Here is a 20,158-nt window from a genome sequence, read left to right as displayed (position 1 = left end):
TGCCGGTCCTTCTTCTTTCTTCCCGTCTCGGCGGGCGTGACCCCGTCCCGGGGCCGGGCGAACCCGCGGTCGCGGCGTCGAGCCTCCCGGTCGACGCCGATATAGTCGTCATCACTCGTCGCGTGGCTTATCGATTCGGGACAGGAAGCGGCAGTTGAAGCCTCTCGCACGCTATGCCTCACTGAACAACTACGTCGAGCTCGCCCACTCGCTGGGCTTGAATCCCGCCTCTCTCGCCAGGAGCGCGGGCCTGGACCCGGCCAGCCTGAGCCTGCAGGACCGCTGGGTGCCGGCGGCGGCGATCGCCGAGTTGCTCGAACGCTCCGCCGCCGAGTCCGGCCGGGACGACTTCGGCCTCGCCCTCGCCGAGCGCCGGCGATTCTCCAACCTCGGCCCGCTGAGCCTGGTCATCAGGGAGGAACCGGACGTCCGCAGCGCCCTGAAGGTCCTCATGCGCCACGAGCACATGTACAACGAAGCCCTGCGCATCCGCCTGAACGAGCATGGCGGTGTCGCAACCCTCCGGCTCACCCTCGACCTGGGGCAGCCGGGGACCTTCCGCCAGTCTGTCGAACTCGCCGTCGGAGTTCTGCACCGGTTGCTGCAAGGCTTTCTCGGGCCGGCCTGGCAGCCCGTCACCGTGTCGTTCGCCCATCCGGCTCCGCGCAGCATGCGCACTCACCTCCGACTCTTCGGACCCGTCGTCGAATTCGAGCAGGACTTCGACGGAATCACCCTCTATGCCAAAGATCTCGACGCCCCCAATACGATGTCCGATCCGCTGTTGCGGCCGTACACCCAACAACTCCTGGACTCCATGCACGCCACACGCGAGGCGACGACTCTCAATCGTGTCCGCGAACTGATCGAACTCCTGCTTCCCACCGGTCGTTGCTCGATCGAGCAGGTCGCTCGCAGCCTGGGGGTGGACCGCAGGACGGTGCACCGCAGACTCGCCGAGGAAGGCCACACCTTCTCGTCGCTCCTGGATTCGGTCCGCGCCGAACTGGCCGGGCACATGGTCGGCAACCGGCGCTACTCCCTGACCGAAGTCTCCGACCTGCTCGGATTCTCCTCGCCCAGCAGCTTCTCGCGCTGGTTCCGGAAGCGCTTCGGGTGCACCCCCAGCCGGTGGCGCGCCAGAGAATCGTCGTCGGATCAGCACCGGGTGCGTCATATCGAATCGATATGACGTGATGCGGAAACACGGTCTATCCGCCCACCCCGGGAGCCGTCAGGCTGGGCACCATGGCCGTATCCCCCACCACGCCCGCACCGCCGGTCTCGGTTCGCCTGCGCACGCCCGTCCCCGGACTCGTTCTCTGCGGCGCGGGTGCCGCGGCTGCGCTCGCTGCGTCGGCACTCGTCGACGGCCTCAGCCCCCTGCTGATCGCGATTCTCGCCGGTGCACTGCTGGCCAACACCACGAGGTTGCCGACCGTCACCGAACCGGGCATCACCATGGCTTCCCGGCGGTTGCTCCGCGTCGGAGTCGCGCTCCTGGGACTTCAGCTCCTGGTCACCGACGTCCTGGACCTCGGCTGGGGCGTGCTCGGCATCGTCGTCGCCGTCGTGTCCTGCGGCATCGCCGGAACCATGGCACTGGGCCGGATCCTCGGTCTCGGCTGGACGCAGCGACTGCTCATCGCGTGCGGATTCTCGATCTGTGGAGCGGCCGCCGTCGCAGCCGCGGACGGGGTCGTCGAGGCCCGGAAGCAGGAGGTGGTCACCGCCGTCGCACTGGTGGTCGTCTTCGGCACTGCGATGATCCCCGGCCTCCCGCTCGCGGCGTCCGCGCTCGGGCTCGACCACACTCGGGCAGGCGTGTGGGCCGGTGCCGCGATCCACGAGGTGGCGCAGGTCGTGGCCGCCGGCGGGGCCATCGACGCCCACGGTGCCGGCGCGGCCGGAGCGACCGCTCTCACGGTGGCGGTGACGGTGAAACTTGCCCGGGTCGCGCTGCTCGCGCCCGTGATCGCCTGGATCGGCGTGGCCTCGCGCCGCGTCACCGCCACGCAGGCCGACACGCGGCGCCCACCGCTGGTGCCGCTGTTCCTGCTCGGCTTCCTCGGCTGCGTGGCCCTGCGCGCCACCGGTCTGCTCCCTGATCAGGTTCTCGGGTCGGCTCGACTCGCGCAGACCGCGCTGCTCACCGCCGCCATGTTCGCGCTCGGGACCGGCGTACGCATCGACGTCCTCCGAGGCGTGGGCTGGCGGCCCTTCGCCCTCGCCGCCGCATCCACGGCATGGGTCTCGGCCCTCGCACTCACGGGAATCATGCTGTTCGGATGAGCGAACCCGTCCGGTGACCGGCACCGAGCAGGGTCGCAGGAACGAGGGCAGGAGGCACCCCGCCGCTCCGCGAAATCGGCACAGCTCCTCGAAATCGGCGCCGATCCTCGAAATCGGCACCACTCCTCGAATTAGGCACCACTCCTCGAATTCGGCACAGCGCCGACCGTCCTGCCGCGAAACGCGGCCAATCGGGCGGGGTGGGGAGGAGAATCCCACCCATGCACGCCATCGACGGAACACGCGAGCGCGACGTCCGGCGATTCCCCCTCGATTCATCCGCATCGTCCGCACCTCCGGTGCAGGACTCGAGAACTCGACGTCGGACCGGAAAGGCCCCGGGCCGGTCCCGGGTTTGATCGCATCGGATTCCTGGTGGCAGGAGATACAGCTGTGGGATCGAAATCCGCACCCTCGAAATCGAAGAAGAAGAAGGGCACGGCGCACAGGGACGCGAAGCACGGGCCGCAGCCTCGTGCCGATACCGGCGAATTGCACGCGCCGACCGTCGAGTTCACCCCACCGATGAAGAACAAGGAGTACCGGCGCCTGCTCAGACCGCTGCACGCCGAACTCGTCGCAGTGCAGGAATGGGTGAAGGCGTCGGGCGCGAAGATCTGCATCGTGTTCGAGGGGCGTGACACCGCCGGGAAGGGTGGGGTCATCAAGGCGATCACCGAGCGGGTGAGCCCGCGGGTGTTCCGCGTGGTCGCGTTGCCCGCACCGACCGAGCGGGAGAAGACGCAGATGTATGTGCAGCGGTATCTGCCGCATCTGCCCGCCGGTGGAGAGGTCGTGATCTTCGACCGCAGCTGGTACAACCGCGCCGGCGTCGAACGGGTGATGGGCTTTTGCACCGAGGAGGAGTCGCGCCACTTCCTCCAGCTCGTTCCGGCGGTCGAACGCGCAATCGTGGAGTCGGGTGTAATCCTGCTGAAGTACTGGCTCGAGGTGAGCGAGGAGCAACAGACCGCACGTTTGCAGAGCCGGATCGACGATCCGCGCAAGATCTGGAAGCTGTCGGACCTCGATCTGCAGTCGTACAGCCGGTGGTACGACTACTCACGGGCGCGGGACGAGATGTTCCGCTTCACCGACACCGGCTGGGCACCGTGGTACGTCGCCGACAACGACGACAAGAAGCGCGGGCGGCTCAACCTCATCAGCCATCTGCTGAGCAAGATCCCCTACGAGCCCCTGGAAGGTCGCGACATCAGCCTGCCGGCGCGGCAAAGCCCCGACGGTTACCGGGTGACGACGCAACCGCTGCACTGGATCCCCACTCCCTACTGACGTCCGCGCCGGGAAGGACCTGCCAGTCATGGCCTCGACAGAACGCACGCCGAAACGGTCGGACACCCCCGCGACTGGGCAAGCACCCACGACGTGGCACACCCAAAGGGCCGACGTCGTGGTGTCCGCACTGGCCACCGACACGCAGACCGGACTGACGAGCGACGAGGCGGTCGAGCGTCGCCGACGCTACGGGTCCAACAGCATCGTCTCCGAACCCGCACCGTCGGCACGGGCGCTCGCGCTGCTCCAGCTGAAGGACCTGATGAACCTGATGCTGGTCGCGGTGGCGGTCGTCAGCGTCGTCATCGGGGAGATCCCCACGGCGATCGTCGTTGCCGTACTCGTCGGACTCAACGTGGTCCTGGGCACCCGGCAGGAGTTGAAGGCCCGCGCCAGCGTCGACGCACTGGCGAAGATGCAGACCCCGCAGGCGCGGGTGACCCGTGACGGGACACTGGTTCAGCTCGCCGCCACCGACCTGGTGCCGGGCGATGTCGTGCAGCTCGAGGCGGGCGACATCGTCCCCGCGGACGGCCGACTGCTCACCTCGGCCACCCTCGAGACGCAGGAGGCGGCACTGACGGGCGAAAGCGCCCCCGTCCCGAAGGATCCCCAGACCCTCGGCGCCGCCGACGTCCCCCTCGGCGATCGCAGCAACATGGTCTTCCAGAACACCTCGGTCACGCGCGGCACCGCCACCATGGTGGTCACCGAAACCGGCATGCACACCCAGATGGGCCGCATCGCCTCGATGCTCTCGGCCGTCACGCCGAGCAAGTCGCCGCTGCAACGCGAACTGAATTCGCTCACCAAGGTGCTCGGCATCATCGCGTGGACCGCGGTCGCCCTCATCGTCGTCCTCGGAGTGATCCGCGGACAGAGCGTGACCACGGTCTTGCTGCTGGGCATCTCCATGGGCGTCTCCGCGATCCCGACCGGCCTGCCGACGTTCGTCCAGGCCATGCTCGCCTACGGCGCCCGCCAGCTGGCCGAGGCGAAGGCCGTCGTGAAGAACCTCACCGACGTCGAGACCCTCGGCGCCACCAGCGCGATCAACTCCGACAAGACCGGCACGCTGACCATGAACCAGATGACCGTGCGGTCACTGTACTTCCACTGCCGCTGGTACAGCGTCGACGGTGAGGGATACAGCAAGTCGGGGCGCGTCACCCACGTCGCGGGCGAGTCGGCCCCCGACTTCACCCTGCTCGCCTACGGGCTGTGCCTCGACAGCGACGCCACCGTCTCCGACACCGGACAGGTGGTCGGCGATCCCACCGAGGCCGCCCTGGTGGTGCTCGCAGCGAAGGTCGGCGTCGACGCTCCCCAGACCCGGCGGACGTATCCCCGCGTCGCCGCCGTGCCGTTCGACTCCGCGTACAAGTTCATGGCGACGTTCCACTATCTACCGGTCGACGGCACCACCCGATTCGTGGAACTGGTCAAGGGCGGACCGGACGTCGTTCTCGCGCGGTGCACGAACGCCTTCCGTCCCGGCCGGCAGGCGGTACCGATCGGCGACGTCCGGCAGGAGCTGATCGCGGCGAACCAGGCCATGTCCGAGAAGGGCCTGCGCGTCCTGGCGTTCGCAGCACGCGTGCTCGACGGGCAGGAGCAGGCCGTGCAAGCCGACCCCATGTCGTTCGTCGAGGACCTCACGTTCGTCGGTATGGTCGGCATCATCGACCCACTCCGGCCGGAGGCAATCGATGCCGTGCGCACCGCCCACGAGGCCGGCATCGAAGTCCGAATGATCACCGGAGACCACGCGATCACCGCATCCGCCATCGCCGCCGAACTCGGCCTCGGACCGGGCGCGATCGGTGGCACCGAACTGCAGGCCATGACCGACGAGGAATTGTCGGCTGCCCTGCCCGACCTGCACGTGTTCGGCCGCGTCACCCCGCAGGACAAACTCCGCCTCGCCGACGTCATGCAGAAGACCGGCGCGGTCGTGGCGATGACCGGCGACGCCGTCAACGACGCCGCCGCGCTGAAGAAGGCCGACATCGGTGTCGCCATGGGATCGGGCAGCGAAGTCACCAAACAGGCCGGCAAGATGGTCCTCACCGACGACAACTTCGGGACCCTGATCAGCGCGATCCGCCTTGGCCGCAACATCTACGACAAGATCGTCTCCTACATCCGTTACCAGATGTCGAAACTGTTCTCACTGGTTCTGCTGTTCCTCGTCGCGAGCATCTTCGACATCAACGACGGCGTCGCACTCACCCCGCTGATGGTGCTGTTCCAGCACTTCTTCATCACTCTGTTCCCGGTCGCCGTCATCATGCTCGACCCGCCGGCGCCCGACCTGATGAACAAAGCGCCCCGCGATCCGAAGCTGCCCATCGCCAACCGGAGGGCGTTCACGCAGTGGCTGGCCTACGGCATCCTGCAGTTCGCCGTCACCCTCGCCGCGATGCTCCTCGCCCCGGGCGAGATGAGCACCACCGAAGCGAACGTCCCCATGACGACGGCATTCGTGGTGCTGTCGTTCGGATCCGTTCTCGCCGGACTCGTCATGCGCCGCGATCCGGAATCCGGCCTGGAGGCCCCGATACTCGGGGCGCTGAAGATCCTGTCGATTCCCGTCGTGGTCACCGTATTCGCCGTCGAAATCGGCTTCCTCCAAGAACTTCTGATGACCACGTCGCTGACCGGAGGCCAGTGGCTCGCCTGCCTCGGCTGGGCGCTGATCGTCCCGATCGTCGTCGAAGCGGAGAAGGCGCTGCGCCGCCGCCGATCGGGACCGCCGGCACTGCTTTCGCCCGAGGCCGCAGTCGGCCCGCAACGAGCCGGTACGCACTGACGTCGACTCCGGCGGGCACGAGCCGGTTCGGTAGTCGACACCGGTGGGGTTGTCGGCCTGCTGCGCCGTCCCCTGGAACCGGCCCGGGACGCGCTGATTCCTCACCGGGTTCGCGGCCCGCGTCGACCTGATCCGATCGACGAGTCCGGATGTGGTGATCCGCCCGGACCGGGAGCCTTCCCCAGTGCACAGGGCATGTCCCCAAATGAACAGAATTACGTCCCTCAGGGATAAGCATTCGGGCATGCACTCCACTACTGTTAGGTCCATCACACAGAGCCGGTTGGGGAGAGGGAACGTCGGCCACGGCCGCGACATCGCCCACCTCCTCCCGCCGGAACACCGACCGCCGTCGAGCACGGCAACGTGCCCTCGACAGCCCGGATCCCGTACAGCGGGAAGCAATTACATCCCGAGAAACATCAAAGGCGCCGAAGCCTGCCCGGTGGAACGGGCCGGCAGGCGCGACAAGGAGAAGACTGTGGCAAAAGCCGTCCGCTTCTACGAAACCGGTGGCCCCGAGGTCATGCGGTGGGAAGCCGTCGAGGTCGGAGACCCCGGCCCGGGCGAGGTCCGGATCCGGCACGAGGCCGTGGGTCTCAACTTCGCCGACACGTACTTCCGCACCGGCCTGTACCCCGCCCCCCTGCCGGCCGGCATGGGCGTCGAAGCCGCCGGCGTGGTCGAGGCCGTCGGACCGGACGTGGCGCACGTGCGGGAAGGCGATCGGGTGACCTACACCGGCAGCCCGCTCGGCGCCTACAGCACCGAGCGCGTGATGCCCGCCGAACACCTGATCCCACTGCCCGATGCCATCGGGTTCGACACCGCCGCGGCGATGACCATGCGCGGCTTGACCACCGCCTACCTGCTGCGCCGCATCCACCCGCTGAAGGCCGGGGACACCGTGCTGCTGCACGCCGCGGCGGGAGGCGTGGGCCTGATCTTCACCCAGTGGGCGAAGTTGTTGGGAATCAACGTGATCGGGACGGTCTCGAGCGAGGAGAAGGCCGAGACAGCGCGCGCCCACGGGTGCGATCACGTCGTGATCTACACGCAGGAGGACGTCGCGCAGCGAGTGCGGGAACTGACGGACGGCGCCGGCGTTCCCGTGGTGTACGACAGCATCGGCAAGACGACGTACTCGACCTCCCTCGATTCGCTGGCGCGCCGCGGTCTGCTGGTCTGCTTCGGTACCGCCTCCGGGCCCATCCCCCCGATCGACGCAATGCAGCTCGCGGTCAAGGGATCGTTGTTCGTGACCCGTCCGGCGCTCGCGGACTACATCGCCGACCCGGCCGAGCGCGCCGAACTCGCCGGAGAGCTGTTCTCCCACGTCGCCACCGGGAAGATCGCGATCGAGATCAACCAGCGGTATGCACTCGAAGACGCGGTCCGCGCCCACCACGATCTCGAAGCCGGTCGCAGCATCGGCTCGTCGGTCTTCACCCTCTGACCCCGGCCGGGCGGGATGTTGCTCCGGACGCCACCGCCATCCCACCACCCACGAAGGATCTGTCATGACTACCACCACCCGGCCGTCGGAGACGACCACGGCCACCACGCGGGAGTTCCGCGTCGAACCGCTCACCTGCACCATCGGCGCCGAGCTGTTCGACGTCGACCTCGGGGAGGTTTCGCGTGACCATGCGCTGTTCGAGCAGCTGCACGCGCTCCTGCTCGAACACAAGGTGCTCTTCTTCCGCGACCAGGACATCACTCGCGCCGAGCATGTGGCGCTGGCCGAACGGTTCGGTCCGCTCGAGGATCACCCGATGGTCGGCAGCGACCCCGACAACCCTGGCCTGGTGCGGATCTACAAGGACGTCGACAGCCCGCCCGAGCACTACGAGAACGCCTACCACTGCGACGCCACATGGCGGCAGAACCCGCCCATGGGGTGCGTGCTGCGGTGCGTGGAGACGCCGCCGGTCGGTGGCGATACCGTCTGGGTGAACATGGCCGAGGCGTACCGGCGGCTGCCCGCGCCGGTGAAGGAACAGGTCGCCGGACTGCGGGCCCGGCACAGCATCGAGGCGAGCTTCGGTGCCGCCCTGCCGATGGAACAGCGCCATCAGCTGCATGCGCGGTACCCGGACGCGGAGCACCCGGTGGTGCGCACCCACCCCGAGACCGGCGAGAAGATCCTGTTCGTCAACGCCTTTGCCACGCACCTGGTCAACTACCACACCCCCGGCAATGTCCGGTTCGGGATCGACTACGCCCCCGGCGCCGGCAATCTGCTGCAGTACCTGATCAGCCAGGCCGCGATCCCCGAGTACCAGGTGCGCTGGCGGTGGACGAAGAACAGCATCGCCATCTGGGACAACCGTTCCACCCAACACTATGCGGTGCAGGACTATTGGCCCGCCGTACGCAAGATGGAGCGCGCCGGGATCATCGGCGACCGCCCCTTCTGACTTCCTCTTCCTTCCTCATCGACTCTGAAACGGAGACCACAGATGCACTTCCTCGACGATTCCCTGTTCCCCGAGAACCAGGAGAAACTGGTCATCACCGCCGCGCCGTACGGCCCGGAATGGGAACTCGACGACTTCCGCGAGGACCTGCCGTTGACCATGGACGAGCACGTCCAGCAGGCGGTGGACTGCTACGACGCCGGCGCGACCGTCCTGCACATCCACGTGCGTGAACTCGACGGCAAGGGCTCCAAGCGGCTGTCGAAGTTCAACGAGCTGCTCGGCCGGTTGCGTGAGGCCGTGCCCGACATGATCCTGCAGGTCGGTGGGTCGATCTCGTTCGCCCCCGAGGGGGAGGGCGCCGACGCCAAGTGGCTCTCGGACGACGCCCGCCACATGCTGGCCGAGCTCGATCCAGCCCCGGATCAGGTCACCATCGCCATCAACACCAGCCAGATGAACATCGTGGAGTTGATGACCCCCGACGACATCCGCGGTACCTCCTTCGAGCGTCCCGAGGTGTGGGAGGCGTACCGTGAGATGGTCGTCCCGGCCGGCCCGGAATGGGTCGAAGAGCACCTGAAGCGCTTGCAGGCCAAGGGTATCCAGCCGCACTTCCAGCTCTCGAGTATCCCGCAGCTCGAAACCGTCGAACGGCTGATCCGCCGCGGCGTCTACACCGGCCCGCTGATGGTGACCTGGGTCGGTATCGGCGGTGGGTTCGACGGCCCCAACCCCTACAACATGATGGAGTTCATCCGCCGCACCCCCGACGGCGCGGTGCTGACCCTCGAGACCCTGATGCGGTCGGTACTGCCGATCAACACCATGGCAATCGCGATGGGCCTGCACTGCCGGGTCGGCAACGAGGACACCCTGTGGACGCCGACCAAGGAGAAGATGACCTCGGTCCAGCAGATCGAACAGCTCGTGCGCATCGCCGGTGAACTCGGCCGGCAGGTGGCCACCGGCAAGGAGGCCCGCGAGATCTACAAGCTCGACGAGCGCTACGCCGACGCCGACGAGACCCTCGCCAAGGTCGGCTTCGCACCCAACCGCAAGCCCGGCCAGCGCGGCTTCACCCAGCACGCCTGAGCCAGGCACACCGGACACCTCCCCGGAGGGGCACGCACACAGCACCGTGCGTGCCCCGGCCGTGGGTGCCACCTCTCCCGTGGCGGTGCCACGGGAGAGGCCCACGACGTCTCGTTCTGTCCTCCTCGCGGTCGTTCCTCCGCATTCACCGCCACCCTCGCCCACAGGAGTTCCCATGGGACTGCCCACCTCCCCCGTGGAGAATCCGACCGGCACACCGGCCGCCGGTCCCCGCCCCCACACGCGCTCACGGACGTACCCGTGGATCGTCTTCGCCCTGACCTTCGGGCTGCTGCTCTCGGACTACATGTCCCGACAGGTCCTCAGCGCCGTCTTCCCGTTCCTGAAAAGCGAATGGGCCCTGTCTGATTCACAGCTCGCCTCCCTCACCAGCATCGTCGCCCTCATGGTCGGCCTGCTCACCCTGCCGTTGTCGCTGCTCGCGGACCGGTGGGGCCGGGTCAAGAGCCTCGTGCTCATGGCCGTGTTGTGGAGCGCGGCCACCCTGCTCTGTGCGGTCGCCTCCAACTTCGAGCAGATGCTCGGTGCCAGATTCCTCGTCGGCGTCGGCGAAGCCGCCTACGGCAGCGTGGGCATCGCGGTGGTGCTGAGTGTATTCGCCCCGCGGGTGCACGCCTCACTCAGCGGCGCCTTCATGGCCGGCGGATCGTTCGGGTCGGTGATCGGCGTCGCCCTCGGCGGAGTGATCGCCGTGCACCTGAGCTGGCGATGGTCGTTCGCGGCCATGGCGGTCTTCGGCCTGATCCTGGTTGCGCTGTTCCGGACGCTCGTCACCGAACGCAGGCTCGCCGAGAACGCCGCCGACGAACACCCGAGGCAGACCGCAACCCCACCCGACGGCTTTCGCGCCCCGGTGTCGAGCCTGTTCACCAATCCGGCAGTGCTGTTCGCCTACATCGGTGGCGGACTGCAGATATTCACCGCCGCAGTGCTGCTGTCGTGGACTCCGAGCTACTTCAACCGGTACTACGGCCTCGCCCCGGACAAGGCCGGAGCCGCCGCCTCGATCGTCGTACTTCTCGTCGGCAGTGGCATGGTCGTCTGCGGCATCATCACCGACCGCCTCGGCCGCCACGACATCACCCGCAAGTGGACCGCTGCCGTCGTCTTCTGCATCATCGCGCTGGTGTGCCTGCTTACCGCCTTCCGACTCGAGGCCGGCCCCGCCCAGCTTGTGCTCATCGGAATCGGTGCCTTCTTCTCCGCCGGCTCCTCGGGTCCAACCGCAGCGATGGTCGCGAACCTGACCCACACGTCGGTGCGCGCGTCCGCGATGGGCACGCTCACCGTCGCCAACAACCTGCTCGGTCTCGCCCTCGGCCCGTTCGTCGTCGGCATCCTCGCCGATCGGCTCGGCTTGCGAGAGGCGCTGCAGCTGTCGCCCCTGGTCTACCTCGCCGCCATCGCCGCGCTGCTGGCCGGCAAGCGCCTCCATCCTGCGGGACTGCGCAAACTCCTCGCACTGAGCACTCCCGTCGCCCGCTGAGGCAGACACTCCTGCTTCCCCGTCACTTCGAACAAGCTCCTGGAGCCGATCTTGAACAGCCCCACCTCTCCGACCGTGGTGATAGTGCCGGGTCTGCGAGACCACGTCGCGGACCACTGGCAGACCCTGCTCGCCGAACGCCTCGACGACGCGCGCACCGTGCCCCCGCTCGAGCACGACAAGCTCGACCGTGCCGCCCGCGTCGCCGCTCTCGACACCGTCCTGAACGACATCTCCGGCCCGGTCGTGCTCGTCGCCCACAGCGCCGGAGTCATGACCACAGTCCACTGGGCCCAGAACCCCACCCGGCCGATCCAGGGCGCCCTCCTGGCGACCCCGGCGGACCTGGAGTTGCCGCTGCCCGCCGGCTACCCCTCCGGCGAAGACCTCGACCGTGGCGGCTGGAACCCCATCCCTCGCCGGAGGCTGCCGTTCCCGAGTGTCGTCGCAGCAAGCCGCAACGATCCACTCGCCTGCTACCGCCGTGTGACCGGCATGGCCGAGCTGTGGGGCAGCCGGCTGGTCGACCTCGGCAACGTCGGGCACCTGAATCCCGCCGCCGGCTACGGATATTGGCCGCGCGCCGAGGAGCTGCTGCAGGAACTGATCGAGCACACCGCAGCATCCGCCGCAGCGCGGTGCTGATTCCGGGGCGGGCCACGACTCGAGGCCGCCGGCCCGCCCCTCACGCCAGCCACACGCCCCCTGCATCGCGCGTCCTGCGCCAGTACGGAGAAAGAAATTGAGCAAGATCTACACAACTGCGGCCGAGGCCGTCGCCGACATCCCGTCCGGTGCCTCGCTCGCGGTCGGAGGTTTCGGCCTGTCAGGCATCCCGGACGAGCTGATCGCGGCGCTCGCGGAGGGGAAGGGCACCGATTTCGAGGTGTTCTCCAACAACTGCGGCGTCGACGGGCACGGGCTGGGAATCCTGCTCGGCGACAAGCGGATCCGCCGCGTCACCGCCTCCTATGTGGGGGAGAACAAGGAGTTCGCCCGTCAGTACCTCTCCGGTGAACTCGAGGTGGAGCTGACCCCGCAGGGCACCCTGGCGGAGAAGATGCGTGCCGGCGGCGCCGGCATCCCGGCGTTCTTCACTCCCGCCGGGGTCGGCACCCCCGTCTCGCAGGGCGGGCTGCCGTGGCGCTACCACGCGGACGGATCCGTCGCACTCGCGTCGCCGCCGAAGGAGATCCGCGAGTTCCGCGGCAGGCGGTACGTGCTCGAAGAATCGATCACCGCGGACTTCGCCCTGGTACATGCGCTGCGCGGCGACACCGAGGGCAACCTGGTGTTCAACAAGGCCGCGATGAACTTCAACCCGCTGGCCGCGATGGCCGGGAAGATCTGCATCGCCCAGGTCGAACAGCTCGTCGAACCCGGCGAGATCGACCCGGACCAGGTGCACCTTCCGGGAATCTTCGTCGACCGCATCGTGCACACCGGAATGCAGGACAAGCAGATCGAGAAGCGCACCGTGCGCGCCGCCAAGGAGGCCCGAGCATGACCGCAGTGATCGACACCCTCGGCTGGTCACGTACCGAGATGGCGGCCCGCGCCGCGCAGGAACTCACGCCGGGGCAGTACGTCAATCTCGGCATCGGGCTGCCGACGCTGATTCCGAACTTCCTACCCGAGGGCGTGCGGGTCACGCTGCATTCGGAGAACGGGATCCTGGGGACGGGCCCCTACCCGACCGAGGACGCCGTCGATCCGGACCTGATCAACGCCGGCAAGGAAACGGTCACCGTCCACCCCGGTGCGGCGTTCTTCGACTCGGCCATCTCGTTCGGGATGATCCGCGGCGGGCACATCGACACCGCGGTGCTCGGTGGGATGCAGGTCTCCGCCACCGGGGATCTGGCGAACTGGATGGTGCCGGGCAAGATGGTCAAGGGCATGGGCGGGGCGATGGACCTCGTCCACGGCGCCCGCACGGTCATCGTGCTGATGGAGCACACCGACAAGACCGGCGCATCGAAGATTGTCGAGCGGTGCACCCTGCCGCTCACCGGGGAGGCCGTGGTGCAGCGGATCATCACCGACCTCGCCGTCCTCGACGTCACCGACACCGGACTGGTGCTGGTCGAGTGCGCACCCGGCGTCACCGCCGAGCAGGTCCGCGCCGCCACCGACGCACCCCTGGGCTGACTCCACCGTCTCCCTCGTCACAACGACAGGACACACTCTCGTGCTCAATCTCTCCGTACTACTGGAAGACTCCGTCCGTCGCTACCCCGATCGCGTCGCACTGGTCTTCGGCACGGAACGCCTCACCTACGCCCACCTCGACGCCCTGGCCAACCAGGTGGCGAACCTGCTCGCCGCCCGGGGCATCGGCCCCGGCGACAAGGTCGCGCTCTCGTGCCCGAACATCCCGCAGTTCCCCGCCGTCTACTACGGGATCCTCAAGGCCGGCGCGATCGTCGTGCCGTTGAACATCCTGCTCAAGCCGCGCGAGATCACCTACCATCTCGACGATTCCGGTGCCGCCCTCTACTTCTGCTTCGAGGGCACCGACGACCTGCCCATGGGCGAATACGGCCGTGCCGGATTCGACAACGCCTCCGGATGCCGCGAGATGATTCTCCTCACCGCGGACCCGGACACGTCGTCGCCGATCCCCGGCGTCGACACCCTCGCCCGGGCCGTCGAGGCCCGTCCGGACACATTCGACACCGTCGTTCGCGAGCCCGGCGATACCGCGGTGATCCTCTACACCAGCGGCACCACCGGCCGGCCGAAGGGCGCGGAACTGACGCACGCGAACATGCTGCTCAATGCCCTGACCGCCAACCGGTTGTTCGACAGCACCTCGCTGCGCCCGGACACCTACCTGCTCACCCTGCCACTGTTCCATTCCTTCGGCCAGACCGTGACGATGAATGCCGGCCTGTCGGTCGGCGCCACCCTCGTGCTCCTGCCGCGGTTCGACGCGAAGGCGGCGCTCGAGCTCATGGTCGGCGAGGACATCACCGTCTTCGCCGGGGTGCCGACCATGTACTGGGCTCTGCTCGGCGCGGTCGACGACACCGTCGACGTCGACCGCATCTCCCGCTCCCTGCGGCGCGCGATCTCCGGTGGCGCCGCGCTGCCCGTGGAGATCCACGCCCAGTTCGAACGCCGCTTCGGCGTGCGGATTCTCGAGGGCTACGGTCTGTCCGAAACCTCGCCGCTGGCGGTCTTCAGCGACCCCGAACGCGACCCCCGCCCCGGCTCGATCGGTGTTCCGGTCTGGGGCATCGAGGCCAAGCTCGTCGACGAGCACTGGAACCCCGTTCTCGGCGACGACCAGGTCGGGGAGCTCGCACTCCGCGGCCACAACGTGATGAAGGGCTACCTCGGCCGGCCCGACGCCACCGCCGAGGTGATGCGCGACGGCTGGTTCCGCACAGGCGATCTCGCACGGCGCGACGAGGACGGCTTCTACTACATCGTCGACCGGGCCAAGGATCTCATCGTCCGCGGCGGATTCAACGTCTACCCCCGAGAGATCGAGGAAGTACTGATGACGCACGCCGCGGTCTCGCTCGCAGCCGTCGTGGGCGTCCCGGACGAACGGCACGGCGAAGAAGTCAAGGCATTCGTCATCCTCGAACCGGGTGCACGGATCACCGAGACGGAGCTGATCGACTGGTGCAAGGACCAGATGGCCGGCTACAAGTACCCCCGGTCCGTCGAATTCACCACGGCCCTGCCCATGACCGCCACCGGAAAGATCCTCAAGCGCGAGCTGGTCTCGGCCGTCGTCGACCAGGTTCGCGGCCGATGACCGCCCACACGCCCGGTGCGGCTCCTTCCATCGTCGACCGCATGAAGGCGGAGGGCACCTGGAACCCGCTGTGGGACGGGATCGAGGAACTCGATCCCGAATGGACCGAGCATTACCTGACGGCGACGATGCAGCCGTACCAGAGCGGCGTGCTCTCACCGCAGGTCGTCCAGTTGCTGTGCATCGCCGTCGATGCCTCCTGCACCCACATGTACGCTCCCGGGCTGCGGCGACACATACGAGCCGCACTCGATCTGGGCGTCACCGCCCGCGAGATCGTCGAAGTCCTGAAGCTCGCGACCACCATCGGCATCCACTCGCTGAACATCGGCGTGCCACTCCTCCTCGAGGAACTGTCCTCCCAGGGTCGGGTGCCCGAATCGGACCGTGCCGGGCACGCCTGACACAACGCCGCTCCCGCGCTCCCCCGGGCAGAACGCCCCACATCTCGAGGAACAATCATGACGCTTCGACTTCAGCACAAGCCGGCAGGTCTCGAGGTGGTCTTCGAGATCAACTGGGAGATCGAAGGTGGGACACGACCGGTGTGTATCGCCGAGATGGTTGTGCTCTACACGTGACCGCCGGAAACGTGCTCGATCACCACACCCGGTTCGAGGAGCGGATCGTCCGCGTCGGCTGCCACCGGATCCGGGTCAGCGTGCGCCACGGGAGCGGAGTTCCTGTGGTGTTGTGCAACGGTCTCGGCGCCGGATTGGAAATCCTCGGTCCGATCGTGGAGTCCTGGAACGCGGGGGCGACGATCGTGCGCTTCGACGTACCCGGCGCCGGTGGGTCGCCGTCGTCGCTGGTGCCGTACGGCTTCCCGTATCTGGCATGGGTCGTGGGCCGGGTCCTCGACGCCCTCGGTCTCCGGGTCGTCGACGTCGTCGGATACTCGTGGGGCGGCGCGCTGGCTCAGCAGTTCGCCCTGCAGAATCCGCGCCGCTGCCGGCGTCTCGTGCTCGTCGCCACCAGCACCGGGGCAGTGTCCGTCCCGGGCAGTCCGCGCACCTTGGCGAAGATGCTCACCCGCCGGCGATTCGACGACGCCGCCTGGGCCGCGGCGAACGTCGCGGAACTGTACGGCGGTACCGCCCGCCCGAACGCCGGCGCGGTCGCCGGCCTGCTCGGCAGGCAGCCCCGCACGACGTCGCGAACCGGATATCTGCAGCAACTGCTCGCCGGGGCCCTGTGGACGAGCCTGCCGATGCTGCCGCTGATCCGGCAACCGGTCCTCGTGGTCGCCGGCACCGACGACCCGATCGTTCCCGCCGTCAATGCCCGCATCATGCACCGGCTGCTTCCCCATGCCACCCTGCATATGCACTCCGGGGGGCACATCGACGTGCTCACCGGAGCCGGCGAGGTCGTGCCGGTCATCGATGCGTTTCTCGCGACCGGATGACGGCTTCTGCGCCGCGACGGTCCGACGAGGAGGCACGTGCCGCACTTCGCTCGTCGGACCGATCCGCGGTACGTCACGAGGTTTCCGGGCCGTCGCCCTCGGGCCGGTCGTCGCCGTGGCGCCGACGCCGTTGCTCGAAGGCGCTCACCGCAGCTTCGATCGTCGGATAGAACCGCGACGTATCGAATCGGTCACCCACGCCGAAGCGCACGAGCCGATCCTTGACGGGGCCTTTCATCTCTGCGAAGACGAGCCTGACGTGCTGGCTCTCCAGATACCGGTCGAGGTCGACCACTTCGTCGACGGCTGTGGTGTCCAATCCGATGATCGGCTCGGCGGCGACGACGACCCATTCGACGGGAGACGCCGAGTCGTTCACCAATGAACGGACGTAGCTGTCGAATATCTCCCCGTTGGCGAAGAACAACGGAGCATCGAATCGAACGAGGACCAGACCCGGGATGCGCCGGCCCTCGGGGTGCCGGGTGATGTCGTGGAACCCGTCCCGGTCCGGAAGGGCGACCAGCTCCGTCCGATAGGGCTGCCATACCCGCACAACCACTGCCACGAAGGACAATCCGATCGCCACCAGGATGCCCTGCAAGACCCCCACCAAGGCGACGCCGACGAACGCTGCAGCGGCCAGACCCGCTTCGACGCGGCTCATCCGCCACATCCGCACCACACCGGGCACGTCGACCAGCGCCCACGCCGCGACGATCACCACCGCCCCCAGCGTGGCCTGGGGGAGATACGCCGTCACTCCGGGTGCGAGCAGAACGAACAACAGCACCGCTGTGGCTCCGACGACTCCGGCCAGCTGGGTGCGGGCTCCGCTCTCCTCTGCCACCGGGGTACGGGAACCGCTGGCCGAGATCGGGAACCCACCGAACACCCCGCTGGCCACGTTCGCGACTCCGATCGCCTTCATCTCCGTACTGCCGTCGACGTTCTCGCCCCGCCGGGCTGCGAAGGTGCGCGACAGCACGCCGGAGTCGGCGAAGGCGATCAACGCGATACCCGCCGCCGGCCCCACGAGCGCGGCCACCTCATCCCAGCTCACCCCGCCGAACGACGGGAGGGGCATACCGCGTGGCAGGGCGCCGACCATGTCGATGTCGTCGGTGAGGTCGATCGCGAAGGCGACGACCATGGCTCCCCCGACCGCGACCAGAACACCCGGAACCTTGGAATGCAGCACCTTGAGCCCGATGATCACCGCCAGCGACACACCGCCCACGAGCGCCGTCGTCGGGTCGACGTCCCCGTCCAGCACCGCCCCGACGATCCCGGCGAGCTCGTCGAGAAGGCCCGAGGCGTCGACCGAGAAGCCCAGCAGCTTCGGCAGCTGCCCGACGATCACGATGAGCGCGATCGCGTTGAGATAGCCCAGGCGCAACGGCTTGGACAACAACTCGGTGACGAACCCGAGCCGCAGCAACCCTCCGAGGATCATGATCACGCCGACCAGCACCGCCAGGACGCCCGCCAGGACCAGTGCGCTTTCCGGGTCCGCGGCCACGGTCAGCGGCAACACCGCCGCAGCGATCAGCGGCGCCAGCGACGAGTCCGGTCCCAGAACGAGAATCTTGGACGGTCCCACGACGGCGTACGCGAGCAACGGCACGATGGTCGCGTACAGGCCCGCGTACGCGGGCAGCCCGGCGGCTTCGGCGTAGCCCATGCCGGCAGGAATGAGCAGTGCGGTCAGAACGAGCCCGGCCGTCACATCCGAGCGCAACCATTCGCGGCGGTAACGGCGTACCGTCACGACACCGGGCAGCCCAGCCAGGGCTCGGCTGAAGGACATTCAGAGAGTATGGCACCGCAGGCCCAGTCGGAAACGCCGATTGTGGGCAACACACGCACCGGTTGCTGCGTCGGCCCGGAACACCCGCGCCCATCGGTGTTCTCTCGCGCGTGTTCTTGCCCGCGCGGACCGCACTTTCGGGCGCGACGCGAGCAACCCACCTACGATCGATTCGAGCCGGGACGCCCGAGGGGGAGCCATGTCCGAGATCGAGAGGCCCGAGCTGCGGGCCGCCGTCGACGAGACCCTCAACCGCCGGCCCGCCGTCGGCCTGGCGGTCGGCGTGGTCCGCGACGGAACGCTGGAGTTCTTCCACGGGCACGGCGTCGCGGACATCCCGTCGAACAGACCCGTCACCGAGGACACGATCTTCCGGATCGCATCGATCACCAAGACGTTCACGGCGATCGCGGTCATGCAGCTGTGGGAACGGGGACTCGTCGACCTCGATGCGCCCGCCGCCGACTATCTGCGCGCCTTCCGGCTGGTCCCCGCGCGGTCCGGCTGGCGGCCCGCGACGGTGCGCCACCTGCTGACCCACACCGCGGGACTCGGCGAGGTGGCGCCGGCGTCCGGCGCGCTCCGACCGAATTTCGGGGAGAACATCGAGCCCGGACGGCCACGATCCCTGGGCGAGCACTACCGAGGAAGACTGCGCATCGACGCGGAGCCCGGCACCAGGTTCCGGTACGGGAACCACTCGCACGCGACGCTCGGCCAGATGGTCGAGGACATGACCGGGCAGCCGCTGCACCGCTACCTGCGCGAGCACGTCTTCGAACCCCTCGGCATGACGAGCACCAGCCTCGTCCGGGCCGACCTGGACGCCGCACGGATCGCGACCGGCTACACCCTGCGCTCGAGCGGCCCGAGGGCGGTCCCCGAGCGGGAACCGGTGACGGCGGGAGCCGGCGCGGCGTACTCGACACCCACGGACATGGCCCGCTACGTCGCGGCGCTGCTGGGCGGCGGCGCCAATGAGCACGGATCGGTGCTCGAACCCGCGACGCTCGCCACCATGTTCGCGCCCCAGTACCAGGCCGATCCGCGGCTGCCCGGCGTCGGCCTGACCTTCTTCCGCGGCGACGTGGGCGGCCACCACGTGGCCGAGCACCAGGGCATTCTGCCCGGCTTCAACTCGCAGATCACCGTCGCCCCGGGCGACGGCGTCGGGATCCTCGCCTTCACCAACGGAGCGCACCGGGCCGTGATGTGGCTGCCGGTGGAAACCGGGACGCTGCTCGGGTCCGTGCTCGGCGTTCCGGGCGAGAAGATCCGCACCGACGTTCCGCAGCGCCCCGAGGTCTGGTCCGAGATCTGCGGGTGGTACTACCTACCCGGCCGGCTCACGGACACCCGCGTCCGGGCCATGATCGGCGCCGGCGTCGAGGTCTTCGTCCGTCGCGGCGAACTCCTGCTCCGGTTCCTGACCCCGCTGCCTCCGCTGTACCGGGGCCTGCCGCTGCACCCCGACGACCCGGCCGATCCGTACGCGTTCCGGTTCGACCTCGGCGACGGGCTGGGCTCCAGCCGGGTCGTGTTCGGGCGCGAGCCCGGAACGGACGACATGTCCGTGCACTTCGAGCTGATGCCGCTGTCCGCCCGGAAGCGGACGCCGGCGACGAACCCGAGGTTGTGGACCGAGGGAGCGGGCGCCGTCGCCGCCGCGACGCTGCTCGTCCGCCGGGTTGCCCGGGGGCGGGGCCACTCCCCCGCACCCTGACCGGCACGGCGTCCGCCCGCACC

At 68.3% G+C, this 20,158-nt stretch carries 16 protein-coding genes and 1 pseudogene; 16 read left to right on the top strand and 1 reads right to left on the bottom strand.

The features are described 5' to 3' along the window. Positions 1-154: 154 nt before the first annotated feature. From JYA75_RS07435 to JYA75_RS07365, 15 genes and pseudogenes are all read left to right on the top strand, one after another. Positions 155-1,192 (top strand): AraC family transcriptional regulator, encoded by a 1,038-nt coding sequence (locus JYA75_RS07435; protein WP_168580209.1) that lies wholly within the window; start codon positions 155-157, stop codon positions 1,190-1,192. 56 nt (positions 1,193-1,248) lie between these two features. Beyond that, positions 1,249-2,292 (top strand): putative sulfate exporter family transporter, encoded by a 1,044-nt coding sequence (locus JYA75_RS07430; protein ID WP_203329837.1) that lies wholly within the window; start codon positions 1,249-1,251, stop codon positions 2,290-2,292. Between the two features lie 492 nt (positions 2,293-2,784). Beyond that, entirely contained in the window at positions 2,785-3,585 is an 801-nt protein-coding gene (gene ppk2, locus JYA75_RS07425) for a polyphosphate kinase 2 (RefSeq protein ID WP_082120332.1), read from the top strand. A 28-nt stretch (positions 3,586-3,613) separates the two neighbouring features. Then, entirely contained in the window at positions 3,614-6,400 is a 2,787-nt protein-coding gene (locus JYA75_RS07420) for a cation-transporting P-type ATPase (RefSeq protein WP_168580211.1), read from the top strand. Between the two features lie 481 nt (positions 6,401-6,881). Further along, positions 6,882-7,856: a quinone oxidoreductase gene (locus tag JYA75_RS07415; RefSeq protein ID WP_168580212.1), complete on the top strand. Its 975-nt coding sequence runs from the start codon at positions 6,882-6,884 to the stop codon at positions 7,854-7,856. 64 nt (positions 7,857-7,920) lie between these two features. After that, the gene (locus JYA75_RS07410) at positions 7,921-8,820 is read left to right on the top strand and encodes a TauD/TfdA family dioxygenase (protein ID WP_050036010.1); all 900 of its coding nucleotides are present in this window, start codon (positions 7,921-7,923) and stop codon (positions 8,818-8,820) included. Positions 8,821-8,862: 42 nt separating this feature from the next. Further along, entirely contained in the window at positions 8,863-9,915 is a 1,053-nt protein-coding gene (locus JYA75_RS07405) for a 3-keto-5-aminohexanoate cleavage protein (protein WP_006939913.1), read from the top strand. Between the two features lie 175 nt (positions 9,916-10,090). Further along, positions 10,091-11,422, top strand: a complete 1,332-nt coding sequence (locus JYA75_RS07400; RefSeq protein WP_006939914.1) for an MFS transporter — start codon at positions 10,091-10,093, stop codon at positions 11,420-11,422. A 51-nt stretch (positions 11,423-11,473) separates the two neighbouring features. Then, the gene (locus JYA75_RS07395) at positions 11,474-12,067 is read left to right on the top strand and encodes an alpha/beta hydrolase (protein WP_029546440.1); all 594 of its coding nucleotides are present in this window, start codon (positions 11,474-11,476) and stop codon (positions 12,065-12,067) included. 97 nt (positions 12,068-12,164) lie between these two features. Beyond that, positions 12,165-12,929, top strand: coding sequence for a CoA transferase subunit A (locus JYA75_RS07390; RefSeq protein ID WP_006939916.1), 765 nt, complete (start codon positions 12,165-12,167; stop codon positions 12,927-12,929). Next, positions 12,926-13,573: a CoA transferase subunit B gene (locus JYA75_RS07385; RefSeq protein ID WP_006939917.1), complete on the top strand. Its 648-nt coding sequence runs from the start codon at positions 12,926-12,928 to the stop codon at positions 13,571-13,573. Before JYA75_RS07390 ends, JYA75_RS07385 begins: the two co-directional genes overlap by 4 nt. A 40-nt stretch (positions 13,574-13,613) precedes the next feature. Next, the gene (locus tag JYA75_RS07380; protein WP_203329836.1) at positions 13,614-15,194 is read left to right on the top strand and encodes a long-chain fatty acid--CoA ligase; all 1,581 of its coding nucleotides are present in this window, start codon (positions 13,614-13,616) and stop codon (positions 15,192-15,194) included. Further along, the gene (locus JYA75_RS07375; RefSeq protein ID WP_006939919.1) at positions 15,191-15,598 is read left to right on the top strand and encodes a carboxymuconolactone decarboxylase family protein; all 408 of its coding nucleotides are present in this window, start codon (positions 15,191-15,193) and stop codon (positions 15,596-15,598) included. Before JYA75_RS07380 ends, JYA75_RS07375 begins: the two co-directional genes overlap by 4 nt. Positions 15,599-15,676: 78 nt before the next feature. After that, positions 15,677-15,775: pseudogene (locus JYA75_RS07370) on the top strand (dehydratase); the annotation flags it as partial. After that, entirely contained in the window at positions 15,772-16,602 is an 831-nt protein-coding gene (locus JYA75_RS07365) for an alpha/beta fold hydrolase (protein ID WP_168580216.1), read from the top strand. The pseudogene JYA75_RS07370 and the gene JYA75_RS07365, both read left to right, overlap by 4 nt. Before the next feature lie 73 nt (positions 16,603-16,675). Here the strand turns inward: JYA75_RS07365 and JYA75_RS07360 are convergent, their stop codons facing one another. After that, complete coding sequence (locus JYA75_RS07360; RefSeq protein ID WP_006939922.1) at positions 16,676-18,412, bottom strand: SulP family inorganic anion transporter; 1,737 nt, start codon at positions 18,410-18,412, stop codon at positions 16,676-16,678. A gap of 199 nt (positions 18,413-18,611) precedes the next feature. Here JYA75_RS07360 and JYA75_RS07355 point away from each other — a divergent pair, with 199 nt between their 5' ends. After that, complete coding sequence (locus JYA75_RS07355) at positions 18,612-20,135, top strand: serine hydrolase domain-containing protein (RefSeq protein ID WP_203329835.1); 1,524 nt, start codon at positions 18,612-18,614, stop codon at positions 20,133-20,135. Positions 20,136-20,158: the final 23 nt, after the last annotated feature.

Source organism: Rhodococcus sp. PSBB066 (assembly GCF_017068255.1).
GTDB classification, from domain to species: domain Bacteria; phylum Actinomycetota; class Actinomycetes; order Mycobacteriales; family Mycobacteriaceae; genus Rhodococcus; species Rhodococcus aetherivorans.
This window is presented reverse-complemented; position numbering and strand designations above follow the sequence as displayed.